Annotated in this window: 24 protein-coding genes; 10 read left to right on the forward strand and 14 right to left on the reverse strand. The window is 61.7% G+C overall.

The genetic code is table 11. The features are described 5' to 3' along the window. Positions 1-85 precede the first annotated feature (85 nt). The 4 genes from WDJ58_RS24790 (at position 86) to WDJ58_RS24805 (ending at position 2516) form a co-directional block, all read left to right on the forward strand. Positions 86-511: a hypothetical protein gene (locus WDJ58_RS24790; protein WP_338918277.1), complete on the forward strand. Its 426-nt coding sequence runs from the start codon at positions 86-88 to the stop codon at positions 509-511. A gap of 82 nt (positions 512-593) precedes the next feature. Then, entirely contained in the window at positions 594-1151 is a 558-nt protein-coding gene (locus WDJ58_RS24795; RefSeq protein ID WP_338918278.1) for a carboxymuconolactone decarboxylase family protein, read from the forward strand. 83 nt (positions 1152-1234) lie between these two features. Beyond that, positions 1235-2263 (forward strand): sulfite exporter TauE/SafE family protein, encoded by a 1029-nt coding sequence (locus tag WDJ58_RS24800; RefSeq protein WP_338918279.1) that lies wholly within the window; start codon positions 1235-1237, stop codon positions 2261-2263. A 103-nt stretch (positions 2264-2366) separates the two neighbouring features. Further along, positions 2367-2516 (forward strand): hypothetical protein, encoded by a 150-nt coding sequence (locus WDJ58_RS24805; RefSeq protein WP_338918280.1) that lies wholly within the window; start codon positions 2367-2369, stop codon positions 2514-2516. A 170-nt stretch (positions 2517-2686) separates the two neighbouring features. Here the strand turns inward: WDJ58_RS24805 and WDJ58_RS24810 are convergent, their stop codons facing one another. Together WDJ58_RS24810 and WDJ58_RS24815 are read right to left on the reverse strand one after the other, a co-directional pair. Then, positions 2687-3571, reverse strand: coding sequence for a hypothetical protein (locus WDJ58_RS24810; protein ID WP_338918281.1), 885 nt, complete (start codon positions 3569-3571; stop codon positions 2687-2689). A 71-nt stretch (positions 3572-3642) separates the two neighbouring features. After that, positions 3643-5004, reverse strand: coding sequence for a dihydrolipoyl dehydrogenase family protein (locus WDJ58_RS24815; RefSeq protein ID WP_338918282.1), 1362 nt, complete (start codon positions 5002-5004; stop codon positions 3643-3645). A gap of 132 nt (positions 5005-5136) precedes the next feature. Here WDJ58_RS24815 and WDJ58_RS24820 point away from each other — a divergent pair, with 132 nt between their 5' ends. The 4 genes from WDJ58_RS24820 (at position 5137) to WDJ58_RS24835 (ending at position 8707) form a co-directional block, all read left to right on the forward strand. Next, the gene (locus WDJ58_RS24820) at positions 5137-6546 is read left to right on the forward strand and encodes an FAD-dependent oxidoreductase (protein ID WP_338918283.1); all 1410 of its coding nucleotides are present in this window, start codon (positions 5137-5139) and stop codon (positions 6544-6546) included. A gap of 431 nt (positions 6547-6977) precedes the next feature. Continuing rightward, a complete protein-coding gene (locus tag WDJ58_RS24825) occupies positions 6978-7463 on the forward strand; it encodes a YeeE/YedE family protein (protein WP_338918284.1) in 486 nt (161 codons plus the stop codon). Continuing rightward, the gene (locus tag WDJ58_RS24830; RefSeq protein ID WP_338918285.1) at positions 7460-7927 is read left to right on the forward strand and encodes a DUF6691 family protein; all 468 of its coding nucleotides are present in this window, start codon (positions 7460-7462) and stop codon (positions 7925-7927) included. The genes WDJ58_RS24825 and WDJ58_RS24830 overlap by 4 nt, the downstream gene beginning before the upstream one ends. Positions 7928-8092: 165 nt before the next feature. Then, positions 8093-8707 carry a hypothetical protein gene (locus WDJ58_RS24835; protein WP_338918286.1) on the forward strand — a complete coding sequence of 205 codons (615 nt, stop codon included), beginning with the start codon at positions 8093-8095 and terminating at the stop codon, positions 8705-8707. A 6-nt stretch (positions 8708-8713) separates the two neighbouring features. Here the strand turns inward: WDJ58_RS24835 and WDJ58_RS24840 are convergent, their stop codons facing one another. The 5 genes from WDJ58_RS24840 to WDJ58_RS24860 all read right to left on the reverse strand — a co-directional run bounded on the left by WDJ58_RS24840 (position 8714) and on the right by WDJ58_RS24860 (position 14101). Then, the gene (locus tag WDJ58_RS24840) at positions 8714-10012 is read right to left on the reverse strand and encodes a hypothetical protein (RefSeq protein WP_338918287.1); all 1299 of its coding nucleotides are present in this window, start codon (positions 10010-10012) and stop codon (positions 8714-8716) included. Positions 10013-10260: 248 nt separating this feature from the next. Next, positions 10261-10863 (reverse strand): helix-turn-helix domain-containing protein, encoded by a 603-nt coding sequence (locus WDJ58_RS24845; protein WP_338918288.1) that lies wholly within the window; start codon positions 10861-10863, stop codon positions 10261-10263. Positions 10864-10959: 96 nt separating this feature from the next. Further along, on the reverse strand, positions 10960-12225 hold the full coding sequence (locus WDJ58_RS24850) for an RNA-guided endonuclease InsQ/TnpB family protein (protein ID WP_338918289.1): 1266 nt from the start codon (positions 12223-12225) through the stop codon (positions 10960-10962). A 133-nt stretch (positions 12226-12358) separates the two neighbouring features. Continuing rightward, complete coding sequence (locus tag WDJ58_RS24855) at positions 12359-12613, reverse strand: hypothetical protein (RefSeq protein ID WP_338918290.1); 255 nt, start codon at positions 12611-12613, stop codon at positions 12359-12361. 138 nt (positions 12614-12751) lie between these two features. Further along, positions 12752-14101, reverse strand: coding sequence for a RimK/LysX family protein (locus tag WDJ58_RS24860; RefSeq protein ID WP_338918291.1), 1350 nt, complete (start codon positions 14099-14101; stop codon positions 12752-12754). 154 nt (positions 14102-14255) lie between these two features. Here WDJ58_RS24860 and WDJ58_RS24865 point away from each other — a divergent pair, with 154 nt between their 5' ends. After that, positions 14256-15275: a succinylglutamate desuccinylase/aspartoacylase family protein gene (locus tag WDJ58_RS24865; protein WP_338918292.1), complete on the forward strand. Its 1020-nt coding sequence runs from the start codon at positions 14256-14258 to the stop codon at positions 15273-15275. Positions 15276-15328: 53 nt separating this feature from the next. Further along, complete coding sequence (locus tag WDJ58_RS24870; protein WP_338918402.1) at positions 15329-16231, forward strand: bile acid:sodium symporter family protein; 903 nt, start codon at positions 15329-15331, stop codon at positions 16229-16231. Positions 16232-16425: 194 nt separating this feature from the next. Here the strand turns inward: WDJ58_RS24870 and WDJ58_RS24875 are convergent, their stop codons facing one another. The 7 genes from WDJ58_RS24875 to WDJ58_RS24905 form a co-directional block, all read right to left on the reverse strand. Further along, on the reverse strand, positions 16426-16962 hold the full coding sequence (locus WDJ58_RS24875) for a hypothetical protein (protein ID WP_338918293.1): 537 nt from the start codon (positions 16960-16962) through the stop codon (positions 16426-16428). Positions 16963-17121: 159 nt separating this feature from the next. Next, positions 17122-17784: a hypothetical protein gene (locus WDJ58_RS24880; RefSeq protein WP_338918294.1), complete on the reverse strand. Its 663-nt coding sequence runs from the start codon at positions 17782-17784 to the stop codon at positions 17122-17124. A gap of 188 nt (positions 17785-17972) precedes the next feature. Continuing rightward, complete coding sequence (locus WDJ58_RS24885) at positions 17973-18620, reverse strand: DUF192 domain-containing protein (protein WP_338918295.1); 648 nt, start codon at positions 18618-18620, stop codon at positions 17973-17975. Positions 18621-19075: 455 nt separating this feature from the next. Then, on the reverse strand, positions 19076-19294 hold the full coding sequence (locus WDJ58_RS24890) for a hypothetical protein (protein WP_338918296.1): 219 nt from the start codon (positions 19292-19294) through the stop codon (positions 19076-19078). A gap of 296 nt (positions 19295-19590) precedes the next feature. Further along, positions 19591-19941 carry a hypothetical protein gene (locus WDJ58_RS24895; RefSeq protein ID WP_338918297.1) on the reverse strand — a complete coding sequence of 117 codons (351 nt, stop codon included), beginning with the start codon at positions 19939-19941 and terminating at the stop codon, positions 19591-19593. Positions 19942-20105: 164 nt separating this feature from the next. Continuing rightward, positions 20106-21119, reverse strand: a complete 1014-nt coding sequence (locus tag WDJ58_RS24900) for a hypothetical protein (protein ID WP_338918298.1) — start codon at positions 21117-21119, stop codon at positions 20106-20108. A 143-nt stretch (positions 21120-21262) separates the two neighbouring features. Beyond that, positions 21263-23908 (reverse strand): VWA domain-containing protein, encoded by a 2646-nt coding sequence (locus tag WDJ58_RS24905; RefSeq protein ID WP_338918299.1) that lies wholly within the window; start codon positions 23906-23908, stop codon positions 21263-21265. Positions 23909-23964 lie beyond the last annotated feature (56 nt).

A 23964-nucleotide genomic window follows, 5' to 3' on the forward strand; every position in this document is an offset into this window, starting at 1 on the left:
TTCAGACGCTTTCGCGGGTGTGCGTCTTTCTTCAACGGCCGCATCGTGGTTTAGTAGTCATCGTGCGTCTGATAGAACTGAACTCATGGCATCAGTTATTGCCGGTCTCGCTGGCGGCGTGGTAGCAACGATCGTTATGACCATCGCGATGATGATGATGGGCGATGGGGGGCCGCCGCCGACGGCAGCGCTCGTCGCGAAATTCGCCGGCGGTGAGCCAGAGGACTACGCGATGCCGGGGATGGCGTTGCACTTCGTCTACGGCATCGTCGCTGGCGCGGTGTTCGCGGTCGGCGTTCCGCTGATCGGGCTTAGTCTCGGTTCTATCGGCGTCGCCATCGGCCTCGGGCTCGTCTACGGCATCGTCCTCATGATCGGGGGGATGATGTTCTGGATGCGGATGATCATCGGGATGGAACCCGATAGAAGCATGATGATGATGTTCGGCACCGTCCACGTCATCTACGGCGTCGTTCTCGGCGCCTTCCTCGGAGCTGGCATCCTCGCCTAAGAGGACACCGAGTCACGACACGAAGCGAAGCGAGCATCCCCGCAAGACCCACGATTCCACCAATCATACTACACAGACGCACATGTCCCGACTCCCGCTACTCGAATTAGACGACATCCCAGAGGAGTATCACCACCTGTTCACCGACGAGTATCTCGGCGATCGCCACATTTTCCGGGCGTGGGCGCACAACCCGGAAGTCCTCGAGGCGACGCTGGAGTACCTGAACGTCTTGTACGATCAGCTCGGCCAGCGACGCAAGGAGCTGGTCATCCTGACCGTAGCCCGCGCCCGTGGGGCTCGCTACGAGTGGCACCAGCACGTCGACATCGCCCGCGACAAGGGGGTCACGATCGAGGAGATGCAAGCCATCGGTGGGGGCGATCTCTCCATGTTCGACGACGCCGAGTTCGTCCTGCTCCAGTACGCCCGTGCCGTCGAGTCCGGGACCGTCACCGACCAGATCCACGGCGCCCTGACGCGTCACTACTCGTCCGGCGAGATCGTTGCCCTCGGTCTGCTCGTCGACTTCTACGTGGGTTTGTGTAACTACATCGCCTCGGTCGATCTGCCGTTCGAAGGCGGCGAGTTCGTCGGCTGGACCCCTGACGAGGAAACCGTCTCGGAACTCTTCGAATAGATGGCAGGGATAGGAGTGACCAGCAAAACTGACCGCAGACTGCCTATCCGGGGTCAGAATCGCCAGCCACCTGGGTCGCCCATGTGTCCGAAGGAACGACGCTCTCGCTGGGGGCTCCGAGCATGACTCGGTCTACCGTTCTCGCATTCGGTGGTGTCGTCGGACTGTCTGGAGTACTCACCCTGCCGCTGTTCGGAGGGGGGACTGGTATCGATCTCGGGACGGTCGCGTTACAATCGCTTCCAGTTCCGGCTGGCTTTCCGGTCGACCAGTTCCTTGCCCACTGGTGGGTGTTCCCGGCCTCGATCCTCTTTTCGATGGTCGCCCTCGCCTCGGGCGTCTCTGGAGCGCTGTTCTTCAGTCCGTTCTTCATGTTGCTCGTCGGGCTGTCGCCCTCGCAGGCGATCGGTGCTGGCCTCCTGACGGAAGTCTTCGGGATGGGAAACGGACTGTTGAACTACGTCCGACAAGGGGTCGTCGACTACGCCACGGCAAAGTGGCTCCTGCTCGGTGCGGTCCCGGCCGTCGTAGTCGGGGCGCTCGCCGCCCACGTCGTCCCGACGGCGCTACTCACGATCGCATTCGGCGCCGGACTCCTCCTTTTGGGTGCGTTCCTCGTCTACTACGACCCGCCCGAGGAGTGCGTCCCGGGCGAGTGTGAGGGCGAGTTCCTGAAAAAGAAGAACACTGGACGCGGGACGACGACCATCGAGACGAGCGACGGCGAGACGTACACGTACGACACCTGCTGGCGACCGCCAGGCGTCGGCCTGGCAACCATCGGCGGCTTCATCACCGGGCTGATCAGCGCCGGGCTCCCGGAGATCACGACAACCCAGCTGATCGTCCGGTGCCGACTGGCGCCTCGGGTGGCGATCGCGACGAGCGTGTTCGTGCTCGCGGTGGCCGCCATCGCCGGCGCAGCGGTCCATGCACTAGCCGCTACGCCTGTCTGGTATGTCGTAGCGTGGTCGATCCCCGGTGTCCTCATCGGCGGGACGATCGGCACCCGGGTCGGAAAGTACGTTCCCAGCGAGATTATGGAACCGGCGCTCGGTGTCGTCTTCGCCATCGTCGGCGTGATCGTGCTCGCGAGCGAATTGCTCGCGTAGAAGCAGAGGCCCTATTAACTCGAGAGAGCGCCGGCTGGCGTTGCTCCTGCGTTACACGCTCGACACACCTCTTTACGCGCTGCCGGCGTACTCCCGTATGCGCATGTCTACCGATACGTTCGACCTCTCAGAACCGGAGGTGACTGCCGACGACCTTCTCGTGCTCGATGATCCCACTTCGGTCCGGACACCGTCAAGAGAGCTGGTAGATCTCGGTGAGCAACGCGCGGCGGAGTTTCGTGCCGAGCTGTAATCCGTGATTGATAAACACAGGCCGGGAACGTACGTCTGGAGGTTGGGATACGGGAGTTTCTCGTAACTATGCAATGACTCTCGTAAAACGGCCCTCTCCCTGCTCCACGGGGTCGGGAGCTACCGTTACCGAGACAACGGGCACGGTCGCCAACCCGTTCTCTCTGTTTGTTACGGCACCAGAACAGCGTGTCCGGTTGCCGCCAAGACGACCAATAAATAAAACATGGTTCCCAGGGCTGCGCTCGTCACGACGACAGAATTGGGATCGCGTCGGGGGAGCGTGTGATGGAGAAGGGGAATCTCGGTGAGTTCCGGGCGCGTCAGCACGTGGTTCATGAACACCCCAAACGTGCCCACGACTAGAGGACCGAATAGGAGGCTGTTGACCAGTCGAAGGAGCCACTCCGTAGCCCTGTCTCCGAGCGCGAACGTCGCGATCGGGCCGAGGACCACTTGTGGTGGCGGTAGCACGATCATCGCCTGCCCGTACTTCGCATAGAGGAACAGCGCGACACCGAGGACAACCGCAGTGAGCCTGACGAGTCTCGCTCGCCGGGCAGAGAGAGGGCGTGGCAGGACAAAAAGACCCAGCAGGAACGCGATATTCATTCCCAGCCACGGGCCGAAGTCCTGTAAGGCGAGCGGGAGCCCCGTCGCGAGAATCCCCATGCTGAACCAGTCAAGGCTCAACAGTCGAGCATTCGGACACGATCCCGTCAGAATCTGTCGCCGGTGAGTCGGGTGGAGCAGATGGATACCGACCCTCAAGAGGAAGAACGTCGGGATCAGCAGGACGTATGCGAGCAATCGTATCTGGAGGCCAGCGGGCGTGGCGACCGCACCGATAGTGATAGCGGTGGAGAAGTCGATCAGGCCATTGACGAACCAGAAGGTGAGCAACGACGGCGCGAACAAACAGCCGTTCAGTATCGTAGCGAAATACCCCGTCGAATAGGAGAACTCCTGTGAAAACAGGTCGAGAGCTGCGGCTCGAAGATTAGTTCGGAGTTCGAATAACGAATCTACCCGCTCGTTAAACGCTTTCAAGATCATCCAGTAATCGATTGATATAGTATAATATCACTACAAGTGGGTGCTGAGATGGTGTCTTCCGACGAGGCTGTTTAGAGAGGGACATCCTGAAACGCCGCCTCGACCACCTTGCTCAGCGTCGGGTGGGCGTGGATCGCCCCGGCGACATCGTCGACGGTCGCGCCGGTGCGCATCGCGAGGACCGCCTCGTGCAATAGCGTCGAGGCCTCGTAGCCGATGGCATGAGCGCCCAGAATTTCGCCGTCGGAGGCGGCGAGCACCTTCACGAACCCGTGATCGAGCTTCTTCGCCCGGCCCATCGCCGAGTCGGCGTAATCGGCCCGTCCAACGACGTACTCCGTATCCCCGTCGTTTAGATCCTCCTCGGTCGCCCCGACGCCGGCTATCTGTGGTTCTGTGAAGATCGTGTGGGGCATCGCCGAGAGGTCGATGGCCCGCGACTCCCCGTGGACGACGTTCGCGACCGTGTGCCGGGTTTCGTAGTCTCCCGAGTGTTTGAACAGGGCATTGCCCGCGATGTCGCCCTGCGCCCAGACCTTCTCGGCTGTGGTCTGCAGGTATTCGTCGGTCTCGATGAACCCTCGGTCGTCGATCTCGATATCCGCCGTCTCGAGGTCGAGCGTGTCGCTGTTGGGGCGGCGTCCGAGTGCAACCAGCACCTCGCTCCCCTCGACAGTCGTCTCCTCGCCAGCGTCCGTCTCCGCATGGACGGCGTACCCCTCGCCGTCTTCCTCGACAGCCGTCACCCGGTGGCTGGTGTACACGTCGTGGCGGTCGGCCGCAATGTCGGTGAACGCCTCGGCGACGTCGCCGTCCTCGCGGTGGACCAGCGAATCCATCATCTCGACGATGGTCACATCCGTCCCCATCGCGTCGAAGAAGTAGCCCAGCTCGACAGCGATGTACCCGCCCCCGAGGATCACGAGGCTGTCCGGCGTCTCGCGGAGGTACAGCGCGTCCTGGCTCGTGAGGTAGTCCACGTCCTCGAGGCCGTCGATCGGCGGCACGATGGGACGGCTCCCGGCTGCGACGACCACTTTCTCGGCCGTGACCGCCTCGCCGCCGAGACGGACCGTCCGCTCGTCGACGAACTCCGTGCGTTCCTTGAACAGCGTGAGATTCGCCTTCTCGCGGTAGCGCGACTCCATGTCCTCAGCGATGCCGCCGAGAAGGTCGTCCATCTCGTCGACGACCGCGGCGTGGTCGACAGCGTCGAGTGTAGCCTCGACGTGGAACCGCTCGGCCTCACGAACGTGATTGACCGCGTTGGCCGCCTGGATCAGCATCTTCGAGGGGTTGCACCCCCGATTGAGACACGTCCCGCCGAGCGGACCCGGTTCGACCAGCGCCGTCTTCAGGCCGGCGTCGGCTGCCGCCGCCGCCACGTTGTTGCCCGTTCCACCGCCGATCACGAGGACGTCGAAGTCGGCCATATCTCTCTCGACGACACTGACGACAAAGAAGCTCTCCCGGCGGTTCGATTCGATTGCACGGACGCTTCCGACACTGAAACCGGGTTACACACGCGAGCCGTGTTTATAAATCGGCTGTCCGTTGCAGTCTCTATGTCAACTTTCGTCGTTGTTGGCGGGGACGCCGCTGGGATGTCTGCAGCTAGTAAAGCGAAGCGCGACGACCCCGACCTCGATGTCGTCGTCTTCGAGCAGGGCGAATGGGTGTCCTACGGTGCCTGCGGACTCCCGTACTATATCAAAGGAGAAATCCAGTCGCTGGAGGATCTCGTATCGGTCACACCGGAGGAGTTCCGGCAGGAACGGGACATCGATCTCCGGACGGGCCACGAGGTCGTCGACATCGATCCCTCGAACCGGACCGTCACGGCCCGGAGCGATGAGGGAGAAGTCGTCCAAGAGTACGACCACTTGCTCGTGGCGACGGGGTCGGAGGCAGTTACTCCACCGATCGACGGCCTTGACCGGACTGGTGTCTACACGCTCGGCTCGATGTCTGACGGCAAGGAACTCCGCGAGTACGTCGGGCGGGCCCGCTCGACCGGGGACCTCCAGCAGCCCGACCGCGGCCCCGCCTGCCAGTTTCTGGAGACGTGCAACGGGCCGGTCGGGATCGTCGGCGGCGGATACATCGGCGTCGAAATGGCCGAAGCGCTGGCTGCCAACGACTTCGAGGTCCATCTCTTCCAGCGGGGCGACCGAATTCTCAAGCAGTTCAGCACGGCTACCAGCGAAACCGTCCTCGATCATCTCGGTGAGCAGGATGTTGCAGTCTATCTGAACACTGAAGTGCGTGAGCTCGCGGGGAGTGATGCGGTCGAGGCAGTCGTCACCAAGGATGACCGCGTCCCGGTCGAGATGGTCCTCGTGGGGACTGGCGTCCGACCTCGGACGAACCTTGCCGAGGATGCAGGGATCGAACTCGGCGAGACGGGCGCAATCGCGACTGACGCCTACCGGGAGACGAATGTCCCCGACGTGTATGCAGCAGGGGACTGTGCGGAGGCCGAACACGTCATCTCCGGCGACCCGGTGTACATTCCTCTCGCACTGACGGCGAACAGACACGGACGGGCCATCGGCCAGACCGTTGCAGGCAAGCCGACCGAAGGAGGCGGTGTCGCCGGCACAGCGGCGGTCAAGGCGTTCGAGGTGGAAGCAGCCAGGACCGGGATTCTCGACCACGACACAGCCCGGGAAGCCGGCTTCGAGCCGATTACGGAGACGATCGAAGCCAAGTCTCGCGCCGGGTACTACCCCGAAGGTGGCACCGTGCAGGTGACGCTCACCGTCGACAGGCCATCCGGTCGCGTCTTAGGCGGCAGTCTCGTCTCCGAGTACGGCGAAGGTGCGGTCCACCGGAGTCACGCGCTGGTCGGGGCAGTGACTGAGGGGACGACCGTCGACGAACTCTCCAATTACGACCTCGCATACGCACCACCGTTCAATACGACCTGGGACCCTGTACTGACGGCGGCGAAGGTCGTCGACGGCAGGCGGTGAGTGTTCCACATACTCCCACTTTCGAAGTCGGACTGCTCGTAGTTGTGGCTGCATCTGGTCGGTTGGTCGTTCGCGTAGCTTGCGAGATTCTGATCGAGCGATTCGGCGAAATCGTGGTCAGGTCAGCTGTGTGGCTCGCCTGCACGTCCGATGTGTGCTTAACTCGATATCCCGCCCAGATCGGGGCAAGATGCTCGCTCGACCCACTGTGTCACCTTCTTCGAGATCGGAAGAACAGCCACATATTGCGACAGCAACTCGCATCCTTGACGGAGAAAGAGACCACATCCAAGTACAGCTCGGGGTAACGGTGTTCACTCGGCCACGAACTGTTCGATACGGAGTGACAGCGGCCGGAGAGCGGACGACCTCTCTATCACCAACCTCGCCCACGAACCCGGTCGCGTCAGACCAGACGGTGGGGGTGTAACGTGGACCCTCTCGCGGTCGTCGCCGGCTTCTTCCCGAATGGAATCACCCGATATCTGGTCGGTGGCCTGTTGATCGGAGTCGGCGTTGCAACGATCTATCTCGGTACCGGTATCATCGCCGGTGCGAGTACATTCCTCGAAACGACGCTCTCGTACGCCTCTGGACTTTCGCGGTTCAATCGAGCGAAGTACGTGGGGTCGCGAGACTGGCGGGTCGTGTTCACGGTCGGAATCGTCGTCGGGGGCGCCGTCTACGCGGTCACCTTCCAGGATGGTATCTGGGTCACCCAGGTCCAACCGTGGCGTCTCGCCGTCGGTGGGGTTCTGGTCGGTATCGGAACCCGTCTCGGGAAGGGCTGTACGTCCGGACACGGCGTCTGTGGCGTCGGTTCCATCTCGAACACCTCGCTGGTGAACGTCGTCACGTTCGTGGGCTTCGCCGTCGGCACCGCCCTGCTCGTCCAGGCAGCGGGGGTGTCCCCATGAGCGAGGCTCGCCACCCACTATTCATGCCAGTGATCTTCGTGGGTGGTGTCGTGTTCGGTCTCGGACTCGGTGTGAGTCACATGACCCATCCCGAGGTCGTCCTGGACTTCCTCCAGATTCAGGATCTCGGCTTGCTGTTCGTGATGGGCGCAGGAAGTCTAGTAATGGGCGGTGCCATCGCGATCATGAGTCGCACGTCTCAACTCGCGCCACTCACTGGCGACGTCTACGGTCGCCGGGTGAAGTCTCTGGACCGTAACGTGGTCGTCGGCGGGTCGGTGTTCGGTGTCGGCTGGGGCCTGTCAGGAATTTGCCCGGGAGCTGCATACGCGAGCGTCGGAATCGGGAACTACCCGATCCTGATCGCGATTGCCGGAATGTTCGTCGGGGCATACGTCCAGGGCTACTGGCGAGAGTTGCGAGCGGAACCGGCTACGGGGGTCGCTCCGGCCGATGATGGATGATGCTCTATTCAAGGATGCGGCCACAGCCGACGACCAGGTCCCACACGTTCAGAACGAGAGCGTCTCGGCTTCTCGCAAATCGTGTATGACGAAGAGGTACTTGAACCGGATGTTGCAAGCGGGTAACGAGTGGCGTTATTTGCCCTCCCTGCGAACGCTTGATTCATGAACAAAACGCGGTATCTCTCTCGACGTCGTCTTCTGAGCCGGTGGAGCGTGATTCCACTCGCCGCACTGGCTGGCTGTGCAGACAGCGGGCAAGAGTCACGTCCCGGGGAAGATGGTCAGGACACGACCGACGAGGCAACGACGGGGACGCGCGATACCTCGGACACGTCTACAAGCGACGGCTTAGGAACCGACAGTACTTCTGATGCAGAAACCACCGATAGCGCCGGAACTGACGACCTTGACTTACGAGAGGCGAACGTCGTCGACGTCTCTTTCGAGGAACAGAACGGGACGTACACGTTCGACGTGACTCTGCATCACGATGACGACGGTGAGGAAGGATACGCAAACTGGTGGCAGGTCGAACGACTAGACGGGACGCGTCTCGGTCGGCGCGAACTTCTGCACGCGCACTCTCAGCAGCCGTTTACGCGGTCCGAGACGATCGAGATTCCCGAGGACGTAACCTGTGTCGTTGTCCGTGGACACGATCAGATACACGAGTACGGGGGACTGGCGATAGTGGTCAATCTCGATTCGGGAGAAACGGGGCTGAGAGACCAAGGATCCGAGAGGCAATCGTTCGACGATAGTGATTGTCCCGGATAGCGTCGATTAGGCTGACCAGACGAATACGTCCTCGGCAGTGGCGGCACCCACTGCGACACCACTGTCATCGAGACCAACGCCAGTGAGATTACTCGTCAGCTGGTCATCTAACTCCCATTCCCACTGAATCTGTGCGTCGCTAGACGTTCGGACGACGGCCACGAGTCGGCGACGGTCGGTCGTCGGGACGAGGAGTTCCACAGTACCATCATCATCGAGATCGGCTGCGACGCCTCCGTCGAGGTTGCGGGACCCGTACGTGTGGGACGAAACTCCATCGACGGTGGCCCTAACGTTCAGATCACCGTCTTCGAGCCGGTAATACTCCAGCGTGTGGGTGACGTGCGGTTTCAGAACGGCGGCGAGTTCCGTGGTACCATCGGGACCGAACGGTGCGACTGTGAGCTGGTGACGCCAGCCGGGGCCGTATACGGGGCCAGTCGCGATGCGCTCACCAGCTGGCGAGTAAATAGCGATGCGTGCCCCGTTCTCGGAGTCGGCAATCGTGGTGACGATCTCCGGTTCCCCATCGCCGTCGAGATCTGCGACGAGTGGTTGCAACCCCTCGAAGACGAGGGGAGCATCGAGCACCGTTCGAGCGACCACCTCCGGACCCGTCGGGTCGACCACGACGAGAGACGACGGTTCCAGTGTGTCACCGAGCGCGCCGTGCCCGTAGCGGCCCGTCACGTCACCGTAGACGACGTACGTCCCGTCTCCGATTGCTGCTGGTCGGATATCGGGCGGTGCGTCAATAGGGAGACGAGAGCGGTCGTCGCCATCGACGACGAGGTCACCGTTCTCTGCCACGAACAGCCGGCGGGACATCCCCTCCCCAGACGTCATCATCTGGCCCGCGTTCTGACTCATGATCGACGGATGGTCGAGAAGCTCCGGCTCGGTGTCGCCGTCTGCTACTACCGGCGGGCGTCCGGGAATCTGTTGTGGCAGACGCGTCTCGTCGGATATCGCCCCGTCGTAGACCTGGAATCGGGTAGCGGTACCCTCCGCCGTGACGACAGTCCAGTAACTCCCTCGCGGTGCGGGATGGGCGACCAGCCACACTGGCCGACCGTCGACAGCGAACCGAATGGGCTCGGTGTTCCGGAGATCCGTGGCCCCGGAGAGGAACCGATTGCCAGTCGACTGGGGGTGGGTGTACCAGTATGGGCCAGAGGGGATGTCGGTAGCTGGCGTCGGGTTCGACTCGACCGTTGGAGTCGGATCGGACCCACGACCTCCACAGCCCGCGAGCCACAGCAGGGTCCCAGTACTGGCTGTCAGCACCGTTCGACGTCGGGTCATTAGTCGTAAATGTTCAACACGAGAGTAAACGTATCCACTCCGCGGTGAGGTTCAAGCGATGGGGATCTGATGAGTGACCGCTCGTCAAGCGTGCCGAGGATCGGGACGTGTCTCGGCTTCGGAACTCAATGTGATTACCGGGCCGCTGGTCATATCGGTCAACATGCCACCTCTGCGGAGGCCGTAACGAACTCATCGCCGCTCTCCGTGGTTCGGTATAGCTGTTCCGTGATGTTCCCTTCGAACAATTAGTCATCCGGGAACGACTCCCAGAAGACATCCGGCAGGTCTTGATCCGGATTTTCTTTGAGGTAGTCCTGTTTCGTCAGGTTCGCGTCTTCGATGAGGGAGGCTGCCTCCCCAGCCCAGACGTAGAACCCGATGAGCGTCTCACGGCGCATTCGTTCGAGGTCGACCGAGTGATACACCTTGACGACGCCGCCACCCTCTCGATTGAGCTCGGACCGCCTAAGCAATCCTAGCTCGACGAGTTTGTTGAGATACCGCGTGACCGTACTTCGGTCGTATCCGAGCTGTTCGGCGACCTCGATCGCCGAGAGGGGCCCCTCACCGATAACGCACAGACAGATATCCAGTCCGGCCTTGGGAAGACCGAACGCCTGGAGGAGGACCTGTCTCACGTCCGGTGGTTTCACACTCATATCCACCTCTGTAACCCGCTCCATTGGTTGATCGTGACAGGACATCGGTGGATCGTCGCTCCCGACCACGAGAACGACGTTGTCACAATCGGAGACGGAGCATTCGTAGATATCGTATCGACCGGAGTTCGGATCGTACTGGACCTCGTCACTCTCGTCGTCGGACTGGGTTGTACTTCGATCAGACATCGGTAGTGTGTACCTCCATTTGTGTCGACTGTTATGTGGGGAGCCGGTGAATCGTTTCGGGGTCAAGTGGTTCGAGAGAGCTTCGCTCTCTAGTCATCACGAAACGGCTTCGCCGTTTCGGTCGACCCCGAGGCTTCCCGTTTCTACGACGTGACGTGCAGACACAGACTCAAACTGAGTCGTGTCCGTAGCGGTCACAGTCTCCACGGGCGTGTCTTCGGGCCATCCCAGCCCTAATCTAGCAAAACCACGCGTGAGGACATTCATCGCCGCGTTCGCATCCCTGTCCGTCTCGAATCCGCACGAAGGACACGAGTGTTCCCGGAGCCAGATGGGTTTCGCCGTCTCCACACCACATCGAGCGCACTCTTTGGTCGTGCCTCGTGCTTCGACCTGCACGACGTGACAGCCGTACAGGTCGGCCTTGTATTCGAGGAGTGTGATGAACTGTCGCCACGCCGCGTCCTGCTTGTTGCGAGCGTTGTGCGACTGGTCGAGCATCCCCTTCACGTTCAAGTCCTCAACGAACACGGCGTCGTATTCGCGGACGAGCCACGTCGTAATCTTGTGCTGGTAGTCCAGTACCTTCCGCCGGATATGTTGCTTGACCTTCGCCACTTCTCGGCGTTGTTTCTCGTAGTTGTTCGACCCCCTCTCCTTCCGCGAGAGTTTGCGTTGTTCGCGGCGGAGACGCTCGTAGTCGTCTTCGAGGTCGAGCGAGTCCACGGTCTTGCCGTCGCTGGTGTGGATGTAGTGGAGGATGCCGAGGTCAATCCCGACGCTGTTGCTCGCGTCCAGCGAGTCCACGTCAGGTTTCTCGGGGAGGTCACCATCATCCGTTTCCAACCCGAATGAGATGAACCACTCGCCGGTTCGTTCTTTCTTGAACGTGACTTCTTTGATGGTGGGGTGGTCGGGAATCGGGCGGTGGTAGCGGATTTTGACCCAGCCGATTTTGCTGAAGCGTACGTAGGCATACCTGTCGCGGCCCCTCTTTTCATCGAGGTCGAAACCACTCTGATTGTATGTCACACTTCGGTAGTCGGTGGGTGCTTGTCGCTTGAGACGACCGACGTTGTATCCCTTCTCTTTCTTTTTGCGAAGGTTCGAGAGATTGTGGTGGAAGCGAGCGACGGTGGCTTGTGCGGCTTTCGAGTGCAGTTCGCGGAACACAGGCCAATTGCGTTTCCACTCGGGGAGTTTGTTGTTCTGATCGTACTCGCTCGGTTTGTCGTCCTCGGGACTGTTCGTGGAGTCCCAGCGGACGTGATTGTAGAGTTGGCGATGAAGGTCGAGATGGTGTTCCAGTCGTGCCGCTACCTCTTGTGTCGGGTAGGCGTGGTAGCGGTGACTGTGTTCCATCGCTGTCTTTTGATCAGTGATATTTCGACTTAATGGTTTGTGTCCCTGTGTGTCGGCTTCATCCCAAGGTCAAGCCGTGCGGTATTCGCCTTGGCCACCGATAAATACTGGCCTCTCGATCGGTTCGAAGCTCCTACTTCGAATCGACGATCACCATTTCATCGGTATCGAGAGCCAGTAGCTCTTCGCCGGTAATCGTTATCCTGACTCGACCGTCCGGGTACGTTTGGACTAGTTCGCACGCTGCGAGTCCATTCAGATGGGATTCGATCGTCCCTTCGTCGGTCTCGAGCATCGCTGCGAGAGCCGCCGTTGTCGTCGTCTCTCGCTGGCCCGCATCGCTTGCTGTGGCGAGTTGTTCCAGAACGGTTCGTCTCGTTACGGCCATGGTTGGGGGGCGTCTGTGTGTCCTGCACGGGTCGATACGGGCGGTTGTACCGGGGGTAGCGAGTTGGGGACAAGGATTCGCTCCGGAGGTGGTTCATCGGTTCGATGTCCATTAGGGGATCGACTTCTCTGCATGTGGTTATTCCTCGCCTGTCTGGCTGATATCGAGCGTGTACGCTTCGAGGACGTCACGTCCGAGAAGAACGGGATAGGTCATCTCGGACCGGTCGGTGATGCTGGCCGTGACAGTCCGCCAGCTCCCGTTCAGACACAGACCCACGCCGACGAGTGGCCGTGTTTCGGTCCCACTGCCAGTCCCGGAACGCACCTCTGTCGTCCCGATCATCGGGCCGGCCCCGATTTGACCGGCCAGGTCGGTGTCGATGCTCGTTCGCTTCGCACCGGTGTCTGCCTTGGCGACGGCCTTCTCTGTTCCGTCCCGGCCGTGAATCCTGATCCGGGTGGTGTACCCGAGGACGTCCTCGTCTCCCTGGTCCTCGATGAGTGGTGGCTTGCAGTCCGGAACGGAATCGTCGAGGGTCGATTCGAGGTCGCTGATCGCAGAGTCCTCGACGGACCCGCCGAGGCGTTCGATCGCCAGTCGGGCGATGTGCGGTGCCGCAGAGATCCCGGTCGCCGAAAAGAGCCCCTTGAACCCAGCCGTGGCGTTCACCTCCAGAATGTACCACAATCCGTCGACAGACATCAGGTCGACGCCAGCGACGTCTAATCCGAGCACCTGTGTCGCTTCACGCGCGAGCCGACGGGGTTCCGACTCGAGTTCATCCGTTATGCCTTCGACCTCACCACCGAGGGCCACGTTCGTCCGCCAGTCACCTGCCGGAGCGTGGCGTCGCATGGCACCGACGATGTCGTCACCGACGACGTACACCCGGACATCGGAGGGACGGTCACCACGTTCCTCGAGGAACTCTTGCACGAACGATTGCTCGTCGTCGATCGTCGGACCGACAGGCTCGTTCTGGGAGACCACGGACATCCGCTGCCCGTTGGTTCCGATCGTGTGTTTGTGTGCGGCCTCGTCGGGCAGATGCTCCGGCCACTCCTCGAATTTTCGCGGTGATCGGCCGAAGTAGGCGTCGGGCACCGGGAGCCCCACTGCGGCGAGTTTCGTCCCCGATCGGTATTTGTGGAGTGTGTTCGCGACTGCCTGCGGTGGGTTCACTACGGGTGTAGTGTCGGCGTAGAGTGCGGCCAGTTGGAGGTCCTCGAGCTGTTGGTCGCTTTTCGTGAGCAACAACCGGTTGACGAGCACGTCGACCTGCGGCGAAAGTTGGACGCTCCCGTTCTCGATCCACGAGCTAACGTTCTCATCGCGAATCCAGACCGGTTCGTGACCCAGAACGCGAACGGCGTTGAGGATCGCTTTGGTCTCCTTGCTGTTGTGCGGACTCAACACACCGACACGGCACACTCCCGTTGCAGTCTGGGCACAATCGACGCTCGCAGATCGCGTCGTCCCCGTCATCCTGTCCGACTGTGATGAGTCGGGAGAAGCGCTTGTCATGGGAGTTGCCTCCCGTCTAGATCATCGGTGTCATCTATTACCGGTTCGGCGGGCGTGCAAGACAGTTACACCCGTTCTTCTCATTTAATTCGTAAGCCGTCCGAATTCTTGGGCGATGAGTGATCAGCCAGAGCCTTTCACGTATGACGGTGGCCAGGTCGACCCGGGAGAAACCCAGCAGTTGCGCTACGCAGTGAGCGAGACATACCTGGGCGACCCGGTTCGGATCCCAGTCACGATCATCAACGGGCCGCGTCCTGGCCCGACAGCGTTTCTCTCGGCAGCCATCCACGGAGACGAACTGAACGGGATCGAAGTCGTTCGAGAAGTCGCGCAGGAGTGGAATCACACGGACGTCTGCGGGACGATCGTCTGTCTGCCCGTGTTGAACGTGCAGGGATTCACCACGCAGGAACGCTATCTACCGATTTACGAGCGTGACCTCAACCGAGCGTTCCCGGGGAAACGAAACAGTACGAGTTCGAACCGAATCGCCTACAGCATCTACGATAATTTCATCGCCCCCTGTGACTTCGGCCTCGACTTTCATACCTCAACCAGGGGTCGGAACAACATGTTCCACGTCCGCGCCGACATGAACGACGAGGGGGCTGCCAGACTCGCACGCGCGTTCGGGACGAACCTCATCATGGCTGGTGAGGGTTCCTCGGGGATGCTCCGGCGGGAGGCCACCGAGGACGGAATCCCCACGATTACCCTTGAGATGGGCGAGGCGCACCGCTTCGAGCGGGAACTCATCGACCACGCCCTCGACGGCGTACGAAGTGTCTTCGCCGAGTACGGGATCTATCAACAGGAGACCGTCCGCTGGCCAGGATGGCGAACGGTCATCGAGGGCTGGAGCGAGAAAACGTGGCTTAGAGCCGACGCAGGTGGGATCGTCGAGATGCACCACGAACGGGGTGACCTCGTCCACGAGGGCGAGACCATCTGCCGGATCACGAATCCGTTCAAATCCGACCCGACCGTCGTTGAGGCGCCGTTCACGGGGCTGCTCGTCGGCGTGCTCGAAAATCCAGTTGTCTATCCAGGGAACCCACTCTGTCACTTCGTCAAGATCGAGGAGATGCAAGAGCGGATCATCGAAGAGCGAACGGGACAGACCCACGAATAGACGGCGTGATTACGCGATGTGATGACTTCGATATCCACAGGCCGATGCTTGGACTGACGCTGACCGATCTGATCGAGGATTACCTCCTGCTGTGGATCCTGCTCTCGGTCGGCCTGGGGGTCGCTCTCCCGCAGTTAGCGGTCGTAACGCGCGCCTCGACACTCATCCTCGCGGTGATGATCGGCAGCATCTCGCTGACGCTCTCGGTCGAGCAGTTCCGTGATATCGACGCCCGGACGCTCGGCTTCGTTCTCGCGGGACACGTTACGATGCCGTTTTTCGCCTTTGGCGTCGCCCGAGGATTCGGGTTGTCGCCGGAACTCACCGTCGGGTTCGTCGTCCTCGGTGCGGTCACACCCGAACTCGTGACGCCGGTGATGACCGACCTCGCCGGTGGCGACACGGCACTCGCGACGACTGCACTGGTCGTCATCGGTGTCGGTAGCGTGGGATTCATTCCGCTCGTCGTCGCCCTCCTCGCCGGTGGGATTGATGTCCCGACGACGCCGATCGTCGAACAGCTGGTCGTCGCTGTCGTGGTGCCGATGCTGGTCGCCGTCGGCGCACGGGCGTACCAGCCAAATCGTGTCGGTCGCTATGACGCCTACTATCCGGCGGTCTCGGCGGTGATGGTGATCCTCATCATCGGTGGCGTGACCGCCGCGAACGCCGATATCATTCGGACGAACATGTCGCTGCTGGCTGGGGTTGGGGCCGGCGTCGTCACGCTGAACGGACTCGGGTACGCGGTCGGGTTCCTCGTCGGGCATCGGGGGCCGAGACCGACGCGGGTCGCCTCGATCCTCTCGGTCGGGATGCGGGACTTCGCCGTCGCAGCCGCACTCGTGATCGCGGCGGGGCTCCCGACGATCGCGTCGCTGCCGGCGGTCGCGTTCGGCGTCGTCGAGATGGCCACGAGTGCCGGGCTCGCAAAGTGGTTCAGTCGCACGGAGTGAGTCCCTGCCCCTGACCTCCCATCTAGATCGAATCCGGGACGCGACGAATCCAGGCCCACATGTTATGACAGGAAGCAGTTAAATACTCCTGTCAGACGTTCCACCGTGATATTTCGATGATGAGCTGTTGTATCAAATGAGTCCTACAGAGTGCTGTGTATCGTGCAAGTACCTGTTCTGGCCGGAAGGACGCCTCATTCGATTTTCCCCGTCGGGTCACGGTCCTCCTCTGCAAGCAGCTTCTCGCGAGCCGAATTGACGTTCGAGCGGACGGCGTCTTCGGTGACCCCTCTGATGTCAACCCACTGCGCAACCGTGTAGCGCTCGGCCTCCTCAACGACGGTCCAGTCGACGGCCTCGTGGAGCGACAGGTCGCCGGCAACGAGTTCGGCAATACGTTCGAGGAACTCCTGGTCTTCCCAGGCCAGCGTGACGTCCTCGAATCGGTGCTGGTCCCGGTCGTACGAGGCAAACATCTGGACGGCACCGTTCTGCTCTAAATCGGCTCGGACGTGCGCCGGGAGTGACTCCAGCGCGGTCTTCGGCAGGGGGTAGGCCGGGACGTCGTGGAGTGACACCACATCGAACGGAGTCAAGCCTCGGTGTGAGACGTCACCGAATTTCATCAGATACCCTGTCTCCGAGGCGAGCTGCGTCCGCCCTTCGAGCGGGTGCTCGGCCAGCTCTGGATAGTCGTCAGGATCGACCGAGCCGGTCTTGAAGATCGTCACGAAGTCACGGTCGTCGCTACTGAGAGGCTGCGCTACCATGGGATTGTCCTCCGTTGTGGGATGCAACTCTATCGTCGGAGACTATGTGCCTACTCATCACACGTACCCTCGGATGCCGTCGTCCCACCGATACTGTGCATATGATCGATACAAGTCGAATCAGAGCGCTTCCGTGACGAACACACCAGAGTTTTCGATGAACGGGCCCTGAATACTCAACTGCAACGAGTCGGGACGACCACCGACGAACACCCCCGTAACGGTGAACGAGACGCTCCAGGGGCCACGTCCAGCCTTGTTCTTGGGCGTCCGGCAGGAATCGGTCTCAGTCGTCTCGAGGTAGACGCGCGCGTCACGGCCGTCGACCACCACCGTCTTGAATTGGACGCCGTCACACTCCCACTCGACGTGCCCGCGCCCGGTCGCCGTAAAGCGCTCTCCCTCGATGCCGATCGAAATCGTATCATCTATCTGATTGAAACTGTCGCGTCGGAACGGCGCTGCCACCGCGAGCCTCACGTTCGTCAGCGCGAGGCCATCGACGGGATCAGCATAGGGACTCACGTTGGACGCCCGACTCTCGACGGGCCCCTCGATGATCTGGGCCTGTGCGGTGTCTCGAGGCTCATCTTCCGGCCCGGTCGACAACCCCGGGCTCGGAGCCGCCGACGTCACGGATGACTCCTCACTGGTTGGCTCGGCAGGGGCATCCGTCCCGCTTGCAAGGACTGACTCAGCAGTCGCATCGGTCTTCGGTGACCCGAGGACGGTCGTACAGCCGGTGAGGGCCCCCAATCCACCGATCGTCAGGACACCGAGCACGCCTCGGCGAGAGAGTGCCCCATCAGCAGCGGATGCAGAACCCGTAGTTGATGATCGGGATGGGAGGCTGGTCGACTCGGACTGCGGCGGACTGTCGGCTGATTGTGTGGGAATCATGAGCACACGTATCGGGTGGTCGGGGCGAACAGGATGGTCGTTCCTGCGGAGTGTGGTCGGGGGTGATCGCATCACCGAGCGCTCGTTCTGCTGTCATCACGGCGGGTCACCATCGACACCGCACCCTGTGGAGTGACGGCATACGCTGGGCCGGTGATTCGAACCGTCGTCCCCGGCACGATGTAGTGTCTGTCTGCGCTGCGGTGGGGAATCTCCAGCACCCACCTCGCCCGGCCGGCGTAGCGGGTGAGGTCTGCTTCTACCGTCCCGGGTTCAGGGACAGCCGAGTGCACGGCCGTCACCGTGCCTGTCCCATCGATGAACACGATATCGATCGGATAGCGCATCCCGCGCATCACGAAGGTCCGCCTGTCGGCCTCTTGATTGTAGACGAAGAGCAGCCCATGATCTCGTGAAATCTTCTCGGTGTCGCTGAGTCCCTGATACCGCTCTCGGGGAGTATCGGCGACCCAGACGTCGTAGACCCAGAGGGACTGCCCCCGCTGGTTCTCGAAGAAAACGCGATGCGTGGGCTCCTCCTCGAGAATGACCGATGTAGTAGCCGGCGCGACAGGAGCGGTAACACCCCTGGGCAGGACGAGGAGTCCTGCGACGGCCAGCGTGACCACGCCGATGAGGAGCAGCGCCGACCTCGTCGACCGCCTGAATCCGGATTGCATGATCGATTCGGCCTCCAATCGAGGCTCCGGAAGATCCACCAGCAACGGTGAATCCATTCCGGGAGTGACTCGTCGAGGCGCATCCCCTCTCGGCGGTAGGTCGGTATGAAGATGCAGAATGTACGCAATGCGTACACCCTCGAATCCACCCAGTGCTCACGGACCCCAGCAGTCACGGTCCTCTCTGTCAGAACGTCGAAAACGATAACAGAAATCAACAGCGGCTGATCAACGGTCCATCTCAGTGAACGCGCTCCGTGATTGGCGTAAATTGCGTAATCTACGTCGTATCCGTACGACGTAAACCGTGATCCCATTTACTCCAGTAGCGTCCGTCGGTGAAATAGACCCTCAGTCATGGGCTGTGAATAGCTCCAGAACCAGTGGGAGGGATCAAACGCGGAGGCGAGACTCCTGAGAAGGTGGATGATCGACCGACGTCTCGGATGGGCTCCCGGCGTCGGTACTGCAGCGAGGATACTGAAGGAGGAGGGCTACCGGTCTCGGTCGGTGATGCGAAGTTCCCCGTCGACTTCGTACAGCCATCCACGGCTGAGCAAGCGCTCGATGGCGTATTCCGCGTCGGCTGCGTCCTCTGAAAACTCCTCGTGGGCAACCAGCAGTTCCTGGGCCCGACCCCGTGGGATTCCGTCGGTGGTATCTGCGGTGTACGAGACGAGGATCTCGTAGGCCCGCTGGATCCACTCGGGCATCGGCCGTGGGTCATCCGACCACATGGTGGGTCAGGCCTGCCGGACCTGTACCTCGAAATTCGGGCTCCTCGGTACTAAAGCTCAGGAATTTGGCTGACGTCTGGCTGACACCTCATACAGAGAATTGGAACCACCACGACTGCTGGATGGGGTCCGGAGAGACACTGTGTTCAGCCGAGGCTCTAGCAGGCTCCCTCACGAGTCACCATCACATCCCGGGCGGAGAGAGATCTATCCCGAATGCTGACTTGAAGACACCGCATCACCCGTTCGGTGACGGGTCGCGAGCCCCCGACCTAGCCGTCCGAGGCGGGGGTGAACACGACGCCGTCAGGGCCAGCTTCGAGCACATCTCCGTTGGGGAAGACGTACCGCGTGGTCCGCTCCTCGAACGCGATCAACGCTTCATACAGGAAGAGGTCGCGTTCGTCGACGGACATCCCCGCCGACTCTCGAACGACAGCACGGACGTGATCGGCAACCGGCTCGGGCACCTCCAGTTCGACCTCGCTTTCCAGCCGGTGGGTCTCTTGTAGGGCACGCCCTTCGTCAAACCGTTTGCGCTGCTCGATGGTATCCCGCTCCATGTCACGGAGATCAGACCGAATGGCACTGAGATCGACCTCGAAGTCGTCTGGAGACCGCATACGCACCCCTCACCGAGCGGCAGATTAACTGTTACCACAGGCCAAACAGGTGGATCCCACCGAGCAACGAGAGAGAACCGAACTGGACCGGTTCGATACCGGACGCTTGGAAGGTGGATACCGGGTAGCGATCTTCGACCTCCGTGTCCATCCCCAGGCGAGTCTCACCGGGGACGACCTCCCGGCTCAGGAGCCGGTGTATATCGACTGGCGATCGTCGGACTCACGAACCGTCTCGCTCGATGTGGGACCGCCACCCCACGGGTGACTGGGAGAAAGATCGACTCGCGCCTCCCGGCGATCTCGGCAGCGAGCAACTCGTGTTTGCACAGCACGCGCCATGGTTTGTCCTGCTTGTACGGGCACGCACAGACGAGCCCATCCGACCACGGAACGAGGGGATACCGACCTCCGCTGGCGTACTCACCAACAAGCAGTGGAGCAGGCAGTTCTATCCCGAACTCGCTTGGCGTCGGTGCGACGGCATCACCACACGATGAGAGACGCCGCTCGCGAATGACGACTTGCGCTGGAAGCCCCCATTCGCGAGCCACCGCGTCGGGATCGGCCAGGTCCTCGACGACGACCATCCCGACGAACGCGTTCTGCTCGAGAAGTGACTCGACATCACGAGATTCCGACTCGGTATGTGGAATCAGGGAGCCGTACGAGGAGCGCTTGCAAACGTGATACAGGTTCATCCACGGGATGATCTTCTGATACCAGTTCTCACGACGCTCGCGTTCGGCCTCAAGAGCGTTCTGCGGATCCTCGGCGTCACGACAGGCTCGAAGCCGATGGGCCAGGAAATCTGGTGCCTCCTCGAGTCCGTGGTCGTCGTCGACCTGCTCGTAGTACGGCCGTTCCTGCTCGAGCGCTCGCCGACACGAGGCTTCGGCGTAGACGAGCCCCTGCGGCTTCGACCGGCCTGACGAGTGCCAGGGGTCGGGATCATGCGGGCCACTCATCCACGGATTATACCGCTCGAGGAGGCCAGACCGCTGGATAGGCCCACCAGTCATGAAGTCAAGCCGAATCCGGTGTTCGATCGGCTCGATTGCCGGTGGCTGTCGGTCGACCTCGTAACCGTAGCCCTGGTCCCCTCTGGAGAGGGCAGCGGGAGGTAACCAGAGTGGGGGAAGCGTCTCATCTGTCGGGTGGATACGTCGCTCGGGCATGTGTGGTCTCTGAGCGGGGTAGCTCTGGCCCGCTCAGCCCCCTGTGGCAGCTAAATGCTCGCTGCAGAGAGACACACCCCCAGATATGGGGACTGCGTCCGTCGAACAGATTCGGAGACGACCTCCCACCCCACCGGGAGGAATCAGAACCCGGTGAGCAGGCTCGCGAATTGATCTAAGCGAGCATCGAGCTCTTCGACAGTGTAGACGGCGGCCTGTCGTTCATAGACGGCCGCCAGCTCGGCGGCATCCGACCCCAGCGTCCCGGGGGCACAATCGGTCGCGATGGTCAACGAGCAGACGGGGGTATACGACGCTCGGACTTCGCGTTTGACCGCTTCGGCATCGCTGGGCTGATCGTCAGTAACGGTGATGATGAGCGGTTCGTCACGCTGGGTTTCGACGAGTGTCCGAGCGAGACGAATAGCGTCAGCCAGCGGCGTTCCGCCGCCACACCCCGTCTCAAGCAGCGTCGACTGGACGTGGCGCGTCTCGATCGAGAACGGCTTGAGGAGTCGTGCCTCGCCGTCGATGAAATCGATGACTGCGACCCTGATGCCGAGTCCCTCAGCCGCGACGGCGAACCGGGCCAGCGCCTGCGTCGCGACCTCGATCTTCGAGGGTGTCCCCTGCCGCATCGAGCCAGACCGATCGAGGACGAGCACGAGACTGTACCGTTTCTCTCGACCGGGGATTCGAGTTTTACAGACGCGCGGGTCCCCGATGGCGAGGCGGTGTCCGGCCCGCGTATCGTAGTTCCCCGTCGTCAGGCCAGTCCGCGTCCCGCGCTGGCGTTCGAGGGCGAGTTCCTTCTCGAGAATCTGGGCGACCCGAGGGGCACCGTCTTCGACAGCATCCCATTCGTGAGTGGGTACCAGCTCATCGCTGACGGGAACGATTTCGAGGTCCTCCAACTGGTCGACGCCTACACCAGCCCCGCCAGCCGACCGATCACCAGCAGATGTCCTGGCAGAATTCATTTCGCTCTCTGACTGACCCGCTGACGCCCGTTGGAGTTCCTCTTTGAGACGATCGATTTCTCGTTCGAGCGCAGCCTGGTCGAGTCGCTCAGCGGCGGCCTCACCGTGAGCCGCCTCACGATCGCCCTGGAGTGCCTCCTCGTAGGTCGAGACCTCGTGGTCGGAATCGGGCTCGTCGGCGCCGTGAGCAGGCCCTGCTGGCCACAGATCCACTTCCGTCGGTTCCACACCGGACGGGTCTCCGGGCGACTCTAGAGCGGTCCCCGATGGCGAAGACTCGCCGAGGGGGGATTCAGTCGGTGTTTCCAATGAATCATCAGCAGACGACGGATCAGCCGACCCAAACGCATCAAGCGACGTCTGGCCAGCGATCCGCTCTCCATCGGCGGGACCGGCTCCAGCCCGACCGGGAGCCACGTCCGCACCGTTTTGTCGGCGCTCGCGAGCTCGCTCGACAGCACCAGCGAGTGATTCCTGTCGTGACGGGGATTCCTCGGCTCCCTCGTCGTACTCGACCCCTGGATGTCGATCCTCTCGTATATCGCTGGCACCGTCCTGATCCCGAATCGAAGTCGAGCCCGACGAATCTCTCCCAACTTCAGCTGCGGATGAGTCGGTGGCCGTCCTCCTGGATGTCGTCGCATCGGCTCCCGACGACGAGTCAATGGAAGTCGAGTCCGGGTCTGGCGTCACCGACGGCTGGTCGAGGACGTCCTGATAGGGATTGCTGGTCGCTTCGCGGTCGAGGGAGACACCCGGTCCTGTACTCTCAGGTGTCGGTCCAACCTCGGCCTCCGTCAACGCAGACTGGGATGTGTCGCGCTTGCCTTCACCCTTCGGTCCGGGCTCCTCGACTCCGTGACCCTCCGTCTCGGGCTCCTCCGTCGATCGCGATTCGATGAGGGACTGGAGCGTAGAAGTCCACGTCTCGATCACGCGGTGGGCTCGCCTGAGCGAGGCGGTCTTGTCGTGCGTGGCGGTCGTATCGTCGGGATCAGTACTCCGGATCGAAAGAGCCTCCGCAGCGAGTTGGTCGAGGTCGGCGTGGACCTGGTGGAATGCGTCTTCGTCGTCCGAGGACGCGAACGCGATTCGGTCATCGGTCTCGTCGAGGAGGACGTCAGTCGTACCGGTCGGGTAGATCACCGCCTCGTACAGGGCGCTCGTCACCGCATCCCAGAAGGAAAACCGCGCCTGCTGGTCATCCGCGATGTCGTCAGGCGTCTGCGAGTGGATGCGCCGCGTGAGTTCAAGGCGGACGCCGGCGTTATCGGAGAAGTTCGACCCGTGGATGGCTTCGCGCTCGATCGCCCCATCCTCGATGATGTTAATGAGGTCGTGGACCTGCTGGTGGTACTCTGAATCCACCTCGTCGTCGAGCAGGTCGGCGATCCGGAGGATGGCCGTCTTGAGGATGTGGAGGAGTTCGTGGAACGCGAGGCCGAACTGATGGGCGTGGTCGGCGGTGAGCTGGTCGTTCAGCGGGATACGCTCGAGTGGCGCGGGTCTCGTCGTGATGAGCACGAGAAAGTCCACGTCGACCCCGTCGAACAACCGGGCGGCCTGGGCGCGTTCGAGGTCAGTTGCATCGCTCCGCAGGATGGCCTCGAGGTCGGCAGGGAGGACCGCTGCGGTCTGGACAGCCGGGGTGAGCACCACCTCGATGTCGATCCCAGGGGGGAGGTGGCCACAGATGAACTCCCGAAGCCGATCGGCCCGCTCCCTCGAGGCTCGGATACGGGCGGTCACATCGGGCGTAAGCATCTCAGCGAGGTGACTGGAATCGGTGATGGAATCTGATTCAGGCATGATCAGGGGAAGCGTGATTGGCGAAGGGTGACTGCAGCCCTCTCGCCCTATTGGAG

It is taken from the genome of Salinirubellus litoreus (assembly GCF_037335815.1).
Classification (GTDB): domain Archaea; phylum Halobacteriota; class Halobacteria; order Halobacteriales; family Haloarculaceae; genus Salinirubellus; species Salinirubellus litoreus.